11 protein-coding genes are annotated in these 11487 nt (G+C 59.8%); 1 reads left to right on the forward strand and 10 read right to left on the reverse strand.

The window, feature by feature from the left end:
- Positions 1-296: 296 nt before the first annotated feature.
- The 7 genes from H6B51_RS10180 to H6B51_RS10210 form a co-directional block, all read right to left on the reverse strand.
- On the reverse strand, positions 297-1367 hold the full coding sequence (locus tag H6B51_RS10180) for an ABC transporter ATP-binding protein (RefSeq protein WP_204883579.1): 1071 nt from the start codon (positions 1365-1367) through the stop codon (positions 297-299).
- The gene (locus tag H6B51_RS10185) at positions 1360-2409 is read right to left on the reverse strand and encodes an ABC transporter ATP-binding protein (RefSeq protein ID WP_204883580.1); all 1050 of its coding nucleotides are present in this window, start codon (positions 2407-2409) and stop codon (positions 1360-1362) included. Before H6B51_RS10185 ends, H6B51_RS10180 begins: the two co-directional genes overlap by 8 nt.
- A gap of 16 nt (positions 2410-2425) precedes the next feature.
- Complete coding sequence (locus tag H6B51_RS10190) at positions 2426-3763, reverse strand: ABC transporter permease (RefSeq protein WP_204883581.1); 1338 nt, start codon at positions 3761-3763, stop codon at positions 2426-2428.
- A 1-nt stretch (position 3764) separates the two neighbouring features.
- Positions 3765-4706 (reverse strand): ABC transporter permease, encoded by a 942-nt coding sequence (locus H6B51_RS10195; RefSeq protein WP_204883582.1) that lies wholly within the window; start codon positions 4704-4706, stop codon positions 3765-3767.
- A 433-nt stretch (positions 4707-5139) separates the two neighbouring features.
- The gene (locus H6B51_RS18110; protein WP_204883583.1) at positions 5140-6018 is read right to left on the reverse strand and encodes a GNAT family N-acetyltransferase; all 879 of its coding nucleotides are present in this window, start codon (positions 6016-6018) and stop codon (positions 5140-5142) included.
- A gap of 26 nt (positions 6019-6044) precedes the next feature.
- Positions 6045-6959 (reverse strand): DUF2156 domain-containing protein, encoded by a 915-nt coding sequence (locus H6B51_RS10205; RefSeq protein ID WP_204883584.1) that lies wholly within the window; start codon positions 6957-6959, stop codon positions 6045-6047.
- Between the two features lie 43 nt (positions 6960-7002).
- The gene (locus H6B51_RS10210) at positions 7003-8181 is read right to left on the reverse strand and encodes a DEAD/DEAH box helicase (protein WP_204883585.1); all 1179 of its coding nucleotides are present in this window, start codon (positions 8179-8181) and stop codon (positions 7003-7005) included.
- A gap of 344 nt (positions 8182-8525) precedes the next feature.
- On the opposite strand from H6B51_RS10210, the gene H6B51_RS10215 reads away from it, so the two are divergent.
- The gene (locus tag H6B51_RS10215; RefSeq protein WP_204883586.1) at positions 8526-8753 is read left to right on the forward strand and encodes a YlcI/YnfO family protein; all 228 of its coding nucleotides are present in this window, start codon (positions 8526-8528) and stop codon (positions 8751-8753) included.
- A 112-nt stretch (positions 8754-8865) separates the two neighbouring features.
- On the opposite strand, the gene H6B51_RS10220 is transcribed toward H6B51_RS10215, so the two are convergent.
- The 3 genes from H6B51_RS10220 to H6B51_RS10230 form a co-directional block, all read right to left on the reverse strand.
- Positions 8866-9588: an amino acid ABC transporter ATP-binding protein gene (locus H6B51_RS10220; RefSeq protein WP_204883587.1), complete on the reverse strand. Its 723-nt coding sequence runs from the start codon at positions 9586-9588 to the stop codon at positions 8866-8868.
- Positions 9575-10297 (reverse strand): amino acid ABC transporter permease, encoded by a 723-nt coding sequence (locus H6B51_RS10225; protein ID WP_204883588.1) that lies wholly within the window; start codon positions 10295-10297, stop codon positions 9575-9577. The genes H6B51_RS10220 and H6B51_RS10225 overlap by 14 nt, the downstream gene beginning before the upstream one ends.
- 70 nt (positions 10298-10367) lie before the next feature.
- Positions 10368-11267, reverse strand: coding sequence for a transporter substrate-binding domain-containing protein (locus H6B51_RS10230; protein WP_204883589.1), 900 nt, complete (start codon positions 11265-11267; stop codon positions 10368-10370).
- Positions 11268-11487: the final 220 nt, after the last annotated feature.

Consider the following 11487-nt stretch of genomic DNA (forward strand, 5'->3'; position numbering starts at 1 on the left):
GGACAACATAATACTCGGTTATTATACCACAAATGTGGCGCAGCTGTAAAGAAAATGTTTCAAAATTGTTACAGATCCCCGGATTTTGTTTGGAAATGCCTGGTGTATTCTCATTTCACCCGTTCTATGCAGAAAAGGGCCTGTTGCAGCATAACGCAACAGGCCCAAATTTTGTCATCCCCAGCGTGAGCGGAGGATCTTTTCTGCCGGATCGTCCGCCACAGGAAGATTCTTCGCCCCGTTGGGGCTCAGAATGACAGATGGATTCTATTTTGCGACAGCCTCCAAAGCATCCTTTAACCCAACAGATGGCAGGCCGCCCAGTGGCCGGGGCTGTGCTCCTTGAGCTGGGGCACGGCCTGCTTGCACTTTTCGGTGGCATAGGGGCAGCGGGTATGGAACCGGCAGCCCTTGGGCGGATTCATGGGGGAGGGGATATCGCCCTCCAGTACGATCCGCTGCCGGGTGCGGCTGACCTGGGGATCGGGCACCGGCACGGCAGACAGCAGGGTCTTGGTATAGGGGTGGATGGGGTTTTTGTTCAGCTCGTAGCTCTCAGCCAGCTCCACCAGAGTGCCCAGGTACATGACGCCGATGCGGTTGGAAATGTGCCGCACCACGGACAGGTCGTGAGCGATGAACAGGTACGTCAGGCCCAGGTCCTGCTGCATGTCCTCCAGCATGTTTACCACCTGGGACTGGATGGACACGTCCAGGGCGGAGATAGGCTCGTCGCACACGATGAACTCAGGCCGCACCGCCAGTGCCCGGGCAATACCCACCCGCTGCTGCTGGCCGCCGGAAAACTCATGGGGATAGCGGTTGGCGTGCTCGGTGTTCAGGCCCACCATGCCCAGCAGTTCCTTGATCCGGTCGGTGCGCTCCTTCTTGCTGGGGCACAGCTTGTGGATGTCCAGGGCCTCGCCGATGATCTCACCCACGGTCATACGGGGATCCAGGGAGGCGGAGGGGTCCTGGAAGATGATCTGCATCTTCCGCCGGTAGGGCAGCATGTCCACCGCCTTCTCCTTGGGCACCACCTTTTTCACCAACATGGTCTCCTGGCGGGTGGCGCCTCCCTTGTCCTTGACCTCCACGGTCTTGGACTCAAAGGGATACTCATGCTCATAAATGGTCTGGCCGTCATAGATGATCTTGCCGGAAGTGGGCTCATGGAGCCGGAGGATGGTCCGGCCCAGGGTGGTCTTGCCACAGCCCGACTCGCCCACCAGGCCCAGGGTCTCCCCCCGCTTGATGAAGAGGGACACGTCCTCCACGGCCTGAACGCCAGGGCCCTTCAGGCCCTTCACACCAAAATATTTGGTCAGGTGATCGACCTGAACGAGGATATCGTTTTTCTCACTCATGGCCGCCCACCTCCTTGGTCTCATTGGTCTTGCCCTGTTCCTTTGCCATCTGCTCCTGGACCCGCAGCCAGCAGGCGGAGCGGTGGTTGTCTCCCAGCTCCACATAGGGGGGCATCTTTTGCAGGCAAATCTTCATGGCGTACTCGCACCGGGGGGCAAAGGGACAGCCCTCGGGAGGATTGAGCATATCCACGGGGGTGCCCTCGATGGGGATCAGGCGCTCGTAGCTCTCGGCGTCCACCCGGGGCATGGACCGCAGCAGGCCCATGGTGTAGGGGTGGCCGGGCTTGTAAAAGATATCGTCCACCGGGCCCTGCTCCACCATCTTGCCGGCGTACATGACGGAGACCTTGTCGCAGATCTCGGCCACCACGCCCAGGTTGTGGGTAATAAAGATGATGCCCATGTGGGTCTTTTTCTGCAGGTCCTTCATCAGCTCCAGGATCTGGGCCTGGATAGTCACGTCCAGAGCGGTGGTGGGCTCATCGGCGATGAGCAGCTGGGGGTGGCAGATCAGACCCATGGCGATCATAACACGCTGGCGCATACCGCCGGACAGCTCATGGGGATACTGCTTCATCCGCTTGGACACGTTGTTGATGCCCACCAGCTCCAGCATCTCCATGGCCCGCTTGGCGGCCTCCTCCTTGGAGACGTTCTTGTCGTGGGCCTTCAAAGCCTCGATGAGCTGGTTGCCAATGGTATACACCGGATTAAGACAGGTCATGGGGTTCTGGAAGATCATGGCCACCTTGGAGCCCCGGAGGGCCACCATTTCGTTTTTGGTCTTGGCCAGCACGTCCTCCCCCTCCAGAGTGATGGAACCTCCCACCACCTTGCCGGGGGACTGGAGCAGGCCGATAATGGAATAAGCCTCCACGCTCTTGCCGGAGCCTGATTCGCCCACGATGCCCATGACCTCGCCGTAGTTCAGGTCATAGCTGATGCCGCCCACCGCCTTGACCTCGCCTGCGGGGGTAAAGAAGGAGACGTGGAGATCCTTCACTTCCAGCAGCTTGCCGCTCTTCTGTTTCTCTTCCATGGTGTCTCCTCCTTTCTTACTTCTTCAGCCGGGGATCCAGAGCGTCCCGCAGACCGTCACCAAACAGGTTCAGGCAGAGGATCATGACGCTGAGGATGGCGGCGGGAATGAACAAACGATAGGGATAGCTGGTCAGACCGCCCAGAGCGTCCGAGCACATAGAGCCCAGGCTGGTCATGGGGGCGGACACGCCCATGCCCAGGAAGGACAGGAAGGACTCGGTAAAGATGGCCGAGGGGATCTGCAGGAAGGTGGTAGTGACGATCTGGCCAATGCAGTTGGGCAGCAGGTGGCGCTTGATGATGCGCCCGCCGCTGGCGCCCAGGGCCCGGGCGGCGGTGACATACTCCTGCTGCTTGAGCTGGAGGATCTGGCCGCGGATGATGCGGCTCATGGTCACCCAGTACAGCAGGCCAAAGGCAATGAAGATGGCAATCAGGTTTGGACCCAGCACAGTGACCAGCCGCTGGAGTGGCCCGTCGCCACTGTTCTGGAATTCCTCAAACACGGGCTTCAGGGTGGCGCCCAGCAGCAGGATAATAAGCACCTCGGGGATGGTGTAGATGACCTCCACGATGCGCTGCATGACAGAGTCCACCTTGCCGCCGCAGTAGCCGGAGATGGAGCCGTAGATGGCACCGATCACCAGCACGATAAGGGCGCAGCAGATGCCCACGATCATGGACACCCGGGCGCCGATCATGGTACGGGCCAAAATATCCCGGCCATGGGTATCGCAGCCAAAAATATGGGGGAACACCGACTCGCCGTTGGCCATGCGCTGGAGCTCGTCGTCAGAGTAGCCGAAGGGCTTGGCCTTGATGCCCAGGGCGGCGATGGCGTCCTCCTCGGTGACCTCGTCGCCGCTGCCCTGGTTGGCCTTGGCCTGGGCCCGGATCTTGGCCTCCTCCACGCTGGTGAGCTCCCGGCCCTCGGCGGCAGCCTCGGCCCGGGCCTGCTCCACCGCCTCCTCGGGCGTCAGGCTAACCACGTTGTGCTCCGCCAGGTATTCGTCGATGCGGGCCTGGTCCTCCAGAGAGTAGTGCCAGGGGTGCATATTGTTGGCGCCCCGGATCTGCTGATCATAGCCGTAGGGCACAAAATAGGGTCCCACAAAGGCAAACAGGGCAATGAGGATCACGATGACCATAGCTACCATGGCCACCCGGTTGCGGCGCAGCCGCCGCCAGGCGTCCTTCCAGTAGGACACGCTCTTGCGGTCCTGGATAAAGCTCTCCTTCTCCTGGCTGGTGGCCGGCTCAAAGGAATTCTCCGGCAGCTTGTTCCAGTCCAGGATGTCCTCGATGTCGGGCTGGAGGGAGCCAAGTACTTTCTTTCTCTTGTGGTCTGCCAACTCAGTTCCCTCCCTTGCTCAGATTGATACGAGGATCCACCAGCTTGTACAGCAGGTCCACCACCAGGTTCATGACGATGATAAAGGCAGCCAGGAAGATGGTGGTGCCCATGATGATGGGGAAGTCCCGGTTCTGGATAGACGAGACGAAGTAGCGGCCCAGGCCGGGGATGGAGAACACGGTCTCCACCACGAAGCCGCCACACAGGGTAAAGGCGATCTGGGGACCCAGATAGGTGATGACGGGGATCAGGGCGTTGCGCAGGGCGTGCTTGAAGATGATCTTCTTGTTCTTCAGGCCCTTGGCCCGGGCGGTCTTGATGTACTCCTGGTTGATGGAGTCCAGCATGGCAGTCCGGGTCTGCCGGGACAGGTAGCACATGGGATAGAAGCCCAGGGCCAGGCAGGGCAGGATATAGCTCTGCCATGTGCCGTCAAAGATAGTTGGGAACACCTTCCAGTCCGGTATGCCGCCGGCAAACAGGTACAGCAAAATGGTGGCCACCACGAAGCCCGGCATGGATATGCCCAGGGTACAGATGACCCGCAGCAGGCTGTCCACCCAGGTACCTCGTTTGAAGGCGGCCAGACAGCCTAATGGGACGCCCACCAATATGGCCCATAGGATGGCTATGGAGCCAATAGCAGCCGATATGGGGAACATATCCAGGATAATGTCCAGCACCGGCCGGTCTTTCTGCATTTTGATGGAGACCCGGAAGTCTCCGTGGAGGATGTCCTCCAGATACATACCCAGCTGGACCAGCACCGGCTTGTCCATGCCGTACTTCTCATTCAGGGCGTCGATGGTGGCCTGAGTAGGGGTCTTCTCAGAGAGCCATGGGCTGCCCGGAATGGCGTTCATGAGCAAAAAGGTGAGACAGGTCACGATAAACAACGTGATGACTGCCATCAGCACCCGTTTCAAAATGTATTTTGCCATTTCTTCACTTCCTATACCATTCTCTGTACTCTGTACTTACCGCTGATACCCCATATTAAACGTCTGTTTATTTTATCGTAAATAACAGTTTCCGTCAAGAGTTACGACCTTTGAATTTGATGGCATCGCCGTCAAATCTTGCAACTGTCCGTAGTATATGGACAGTTTTCCGATGAAATGTCCATTTTATGTTTCGGATCCTGGTCCATCTTTTCTTAGAGCGGCGCGGCATTTGTCGTATTACCCCGCTAATGTGGTAAATTTTGTCAATAAATATGCATATTTCCCCCGGAATTATTCACAATTACGGATTTCCTGCATAACCACTCCTTTGAACCTGGCCGCCTGTGCGCTTGCAAATTCCGTGCCGTCTTTGGCAAAAAGCGGGCGGGTCCCGGAAAAAATTCCCGGGACCCGCCCGCTGATATAGCCGTCAGTCATAGGCCAGGCCCAGATAGCCCAGAGAAGCCCGCTTCCATTGGGCTTCCTTCTCCTTGTTGAACCATCGGATATCACCAAAGGGCCTGACCTCACTGCCGGGGAAACCGTCCCACTGAGCAGGGGTACGAACCTGGTACTGTTGGCAGGGGACCTGAGCTGCCAGCGCGGCCAGTCCCCGGGGCATCAGTTCCGGCGGTAACAACAGCTCCTTGATGAGCACGCGCTCCGCCCCGTCCCGCTCCACCAGGGCGCAACCCTCCGCGTCCCCCACGGAAACCCGGAACAGTCCGCCCCCCAGCAGACGGCACAGCCCCTCCTGATAGCGGATCTGTTCGGTGGGGTAGCTCACCGAGGGGAGACCCTCCAGCAGCCGTTCCCGAATGGCATTGTAACCCGCCGGGTCCACCGGCTGAGCCAGGTCGCCGGGAACAAGAGACGTCACGTCCTCCGCCGGCACCTCCGCGAACCGGGTATAAAAGGTGGGCAGGCGGCCCATGGTCCCATAGTGCTGAAACAGGCTGGCCTCGCGGGGCACACCGATAGCGCAGTCCGCCCCCCGGTCCTTCAGCATTTGGCTGACATACAGGATCATATGCCTGGAAAACCCTCTGCCCCGGAATTCCGGCCAGGTACACAGGGAAAAGAAGTACCAGGTGGAGGCGGTCCCACCTCCGGGCATGCGGATGGTCTGGGGGAGGACCGCCATCATGGTTGCCAGTTTGCCGTCTTCCAGCAGGAGGATCATGTCCTCCGGGCAGTAGCTGCTCTCATAAAACCAGTCGGTGCAACGGGGGTCCTCCTGAAAAACAGCGTTCCACAGGGCCTTCTGGCCCGGCAGGTCCTCGGGGCGGGAGGGGCGGATCTCGATCATCGTCAGACTCCTTTCGCACAGGCGGCTCAGCCGCGGCGGCAAGCGAAATACTTTTCCACCATCAGATCGGGGTAATAGGACTCCTTGGCCTTCCGCAGGCCCTCCAGGCCCATGTCATCCTCCCGGTTCAGATAGCGGATCTCCGGGTGGGCTTGGCGGATCTGCCGGGCAAATTCCCGATTGATCATGGCATAGGCCCCCTGAAGCTCTCCATAGGCCTTTTCAAAGTGGACATCAAAGGTATCGCTGGACAGACGGCTGCCGATGGTGAACGCCACCACCTCTCCATAGACCCGGATAAGGCCGCCCTCCAGCTCCAGGGCCTCAAAGTTGCCCACGGCGGTGCGCAGGGCAATATCCTCTGACCGCAGGTCATAGGTCTTGCCGTCGGTGAGCCGGGCCTGAGAGCGGCGGTACCACTCCTGGTCCATCTCCAGACACTCGGCCAGGTTCTCCGCCGTCAGGGGACGGTACTCCCAGGAGGGATTCTGCTCCACAAACCGGTTGATATGGTTGCGCTTGGCGTGGAGCTTCTTGCCGGGCAGGTCGGCCAGCCGGTCAATATCGTACAGGTAGTCAAAGGAGGCTCGCTGAGGGTCAAAGGAAAACTGTCCGGGGCAGCAGTCCTCCAGCTCTCCCATCTGCCGGCCGGTGATCGCCACCAGCTGGAAGGGATATCCGCAGGCGGCGGCATCGGCCTCCAGCGCGTCCACCGCCGCCGCCAGATCTCCGGCGCCGGCAGGGAAGAGGTAGCCTCTTCCCCGGTCGGTGGCCACCCGGATAGCCAGAAAATTCCCCAACCGGGCAATCTCCGGCCGGTAGCTCTCCCACCAGATGATCATATTGGCAAAGCTGTAGTCGCACCCCCGGTAGTTTCCCAGGTCCAGCAATTCCTTTACCCAGGCCTTATCCGCCAGGCTGGGCTTTTTGAAGTCTATCATGTCAGGTATTATCTCCTTGTCCCAAGGCGGGAATGGTATGGGTTCAGGACTCCACCAGCATCAGGCAGCCGTCCTGGTCGTACTTGAGCAGCTGGACCTCTGCCTTGGTGTTGCGGACGATATCATCCATGCGGATACCCTCAGTGACCGTGGCTACAAAGGTGTAGGCCACTCCGTGTTTTTTGGCCCGGCCGGTACGGCCGATGCGGTGGGTGTAGTTCTCCAGCTCGTCGGGCACGTCGTAGTTGAATACCGCGTCCACATCGTCGATATCCAGGCCTCGGGCGGCCACATCAGTGGCCACCAGCACGTGGATCTCTCCCTTTTTAAACTTATCCAGGGTCTTTTCCCGAACCCGCTGCTGGATATCCCCGTGGATGGCCTCACAGGAGATCCCCCGCATCTTCAGCAGCCCGGCCAGCCGGTCGGTCATGTTCTTGGTGTTGCAGAAGGCGATGGCCCGCTCGTATCCCCCGTGGGTAATAAGGGCGGCAATGGTATCCAGCTTCTGCTCCCGGCCGTCCAGGTCGATGCGGTACTGGGTGATGTCCGGCTTGGACTCCTCCACCGGCCGGACGGTGATCTCGATGGGGTCCCGCTGGTATACCCAGGAGATGTCCATCACCTCCCGGCTGATGGTGGCGGAAAACATGCCCATGTTCTTTCGGTGCTTCAGCTGGTCCAGAATGCGGGTCACATCCCGGACAAAGCCCATGTCCAGCATCCGGTCGGCCTCGTCCAGCACCACGGTCTCCACCTTGTCCAGCCGGACGGTGCGCCGCTTCATGTGGTCCATGAGCCGGCCGGGGGTGGCCACCACGATCTGGGGCTTCTTTTTCAGTGTGGTGATCTGCTTTTCAATGGGCGCCCCGCCGTAGAGGCAGACGGTGCGCACCCCTTCCTTAAATTCGCACAGGTCCCGCAGCTCCTCCTGGATCTGCACCGCCAGCTCCCGGGTGGGGGCCAGCACCAGAGCCTGGACCTCCTCCCGCTGCGGGTCGATGTGCTCCACCATGGGGATGCCGAAGGCAAAGGTCTTACCGGTGCCGGTGGGGGCCTTGGCGATTACGTCCTTCCACTTCATAAAGTAGGGGATGGCCCCGGCCTGCACCGGGGTGGCCCGGACGTAGCCTTTTTTGTCAATGGCCTTCATTACTTCCGGAGACAGGCCCAGGTCGGCGTAGTTGACGATCTCGTTGACCTGCTCGCCGTTGATTTCCATGGGTACAAAACTTCCTTTCGGTTCAGATTGCCTGATTCAAGGTCCCCACAGGCATCGAAACTCCCTTTCGTACCCAAACGTCCTTCTCCCCGGACGCGACCTCAAATCTTATGGCAGGTTTTTCCCACCATTTGCCTTCCTACTATATCATAGCCAAACCTATTGTGCAAGTATGCAGCGGATGGTCAGGTTTGGTGCCCCTCCGCCCAAATGCAGGGCATCGCTAAAACGCGGCTTCCCAGTCCATTTGTATCCCTCCATTGTCATTCATTTTGTCTTACATACATATAACACAATTTGTAATACGTTATAAATAACAAAACGTATGACAAGGCGGTGTTTTCATGGCCAGATTTCACATTCCAGCTGTCCCCGGTACCACGTCAAAGACCATCCGTTTCCCAAACCAAGTCATTGAGGCAGTGGAAGCGGCCATTCAGGGCACCAGCTGCAACTTTTCCCAGTTTGTGATTGAGGCCACCCGGGTGGCCCTGGAAAACCTGGAGGAAGATGCACTGGGGCAGGTTCCGGAGGGACGGAACGGGGAGGAAAGCGGAACAGCGGGCGGATGATATCCGCCCCTACAGGGTGGTCGCATCACGGTCTGTAGGGGTGGATGCCCACATCCGCCTGGACGAAACGGCACAAAAAGGCGGACCCGCCTGGGCGGGTCCGCCTTGCTGTTTACAGTACCTTGGACAAAAATTCGATGGTGCGGGGCTCTTTGGGGTTGGCAAAAAAGGCGTGGGGCTCGTTCTGCTCCAGGATGTGGCCGCCGTCCATAAACAGGACCCGGCTGCCCACCTCCCGGGCAAAGCCCATCTCGTGGGTGACCACCACCATGGTCATGCCCTCGTCGGCCAGCTCCTTCATGACCTCCAGCACCTCGCCCACCATCTCGGGGTCCAGGGCGGAGGTGGGCTCGTCGAAGAGCATGACCTTGGGCTTCATGGCCAGGGCCCGGACGATGGCGATGCGCTGCTTCTGGCCGCCGGAGAGCTGGGCGGGGTAGGCGTCCGCCTTCTCCTCCAGACCCACCCGGCGCAGCAGGGCGGTGGCGGTGTCATCGGCCTCGGCCTGGCTCATCAGCTTGGTGCGGACGGGAGCCAGGGTGATATTCTTCCGGATGGTCATATTGGGGAAGAGGTTGAAGTGCTGGAACACCATGCCCATGTGCTGGCGGATCTTGTCGATGTCGCACTTGGGGTCGGTGATCTCGGTGCCCTCAAAGGTGATGGTGCCGGAGGTGGGAGTCTCCAGCAGGTTGAGGCAGCGCAGGAAGGTGGATTTGCCCGAGCCGGAGGGCCCGATGATGACCACCTTTTCTCCCGGGTGGATGTGCTCCGAGATGTCGTCCAGCACCAGGTGGTCCCCAAAGGATTTGGACAGGTTTTTAACGTCGATCACTTTGACGCAGCCTCCTTTCCAGCTTGCCCTGGAGCCAGGTGAGAATGATGACCACCACCAGATACATGATGGCGATGCCGATGTAGGGGGGCATGTAGTCAAGGGTGTTGCCGGCGATCCGAGCCGCCCGGTAGGTCAGCTCGGTGAGGCCGATGGTGTTGGCCAGGGAGGTGTCCTTGAACAGGGTGATGAACTCGTTGCCCAGGGAGGGCAGGATGTTCTTAAAGGCCTGGGGGATGACGATAAAGCGCATGGTGTCCAGATAGCCCAGACCCAGAGACCGACCGGCCTCGGTCTGGCCGATGTCCACGCTCATCAGGCCGCCCCGGACGATCTCGGCCACGTAGGCCCCCGAGTTGATTCCCAGGGCTACCACGCCCACCATGAACTTGTTGCGGCTGGAGGCAAAGATAACAAAGCCCCAGATCAGGATCTGCACCAGCATGGGGGTACCCCGGATGACGGTGGTGTAGATCTTGCAGATCACGTCCAGAATGCCCAGAGGGATGCTCTTCCGGCGGCCGGGGCGCTGCTGGTCGTGGGCGGTGCGGATGACGGCCACCAGCACGCCCAGAGCCACGCCCACGATCAGGGCTACCACCGTCAGCTCCAGGGTGGTCAGCAGACCCCGGAGGTAGAGCTGCCAGCGGTCCCCCTCCAGAAAGGCGGCCTCCAGGCGGGGCCCCAGCTTGTTCAGCCATTCAAACATAAACGCCCTCCTTCTCTCAGGCTACGGGAAAAAAGGGCGGCCTGAAAGGCCGCCCTTTTCTCAAAACAATTTACTCGGCGGTGATGTACTTGTCCACGATGGACTGAACGGTGCCATCGGCAATAAGCTCGCTGAGGGCGTTGTTCACGGCGTCCTTCAGAGCGGTGTTGCCCTTAGCAAAGGCGATGGCGTAGTCCTCCACGGCGAACTCGGTGTCCAGGATCTTCAGGCCCTCGTTCTGTTCCACAAAGGCCTTGGCGGGCTCGTTGTCGATAACCACGGCGTCCACCTGGCCGTTGACCAGAGCCATGACGGCCAAAGCGCCGTTCTCATAAGCGGTGACGTGGTCCTCACCGTAGCCGCCGTTCTCGGGGGTGTCGGAGCAGTAGATGTAGCCGGTGGTAGCGGTCTGGCAACCGATCATCTCAGCGTTAGCCAGGTCGTCCACGGTCTGGATGGGGGAGTCCTCCTTGACAATGACCACCTGCACACCGGTAGCATAGCTGTCGGAGAAGTCCATGATCTCCAGGCGCTCGTCGGTGACGGTGATGCCCGCCATGGCGATGTCGCTCTGGCCGGTCTGCACGGCGGTGAGGGCGGCGTCAAAGCCCATGTCGTCCACAACCAGCTCCAGGCCCAGCTTCTTGGCGATGGCGTCGGCCACTTCCACATCGATGCCCTCGAAGCCGCCGTCGTCGGTGGTCATCTCATAGGGAGGAAAGGCTGCGTTGGTGGACATGTGGAGCTTACCCTCCTCCACGGTGGTGAACTCACCGGTGGCGGCGGGAGTGGTCACGGAGGCGGCGGGGGTAGTCTCCACGGCAGCGGGGGTGGTCTCCACGGAGGGCGTATCGGAGCTGCCGGCGGGGGTATTGGCGGTACCGCCCTGGCCGCCGCCGCAAGCGGTCAGCAGAGACAGAGACATGACCGCGGTCAGGCCCATGAGGGCAAGCTTCTTCAGATTCTTCATGGTATATTCTCTCCTATTCATTGAATTTCACGCTATCCTCTTTGCGTTCCTTTGAATTAGGTGCTTCTCATTATACACCGTATACACAAAAATGCAATATTTATTCATTCGTCAAAGCACACAAAAAACGCCCCGGTCCATTGGAATGACCGGGGCGTTTTGTATCCCCGGGGCGGACATCCCCGCCGGCTCACCGGGCGGGGGCGTCAGGGGCGTCAGG

It is taken from the genome of Pseudoflavonifractor phocaeensis (assembly GCF_016901955.1).
GTDB classification, from domain to species: Bacteria; Bacillota; Clostridia; order Oscillospirales; family Oscillospiraceae; genus Flavonifractor; species Flavonifractor phocaeensis_A.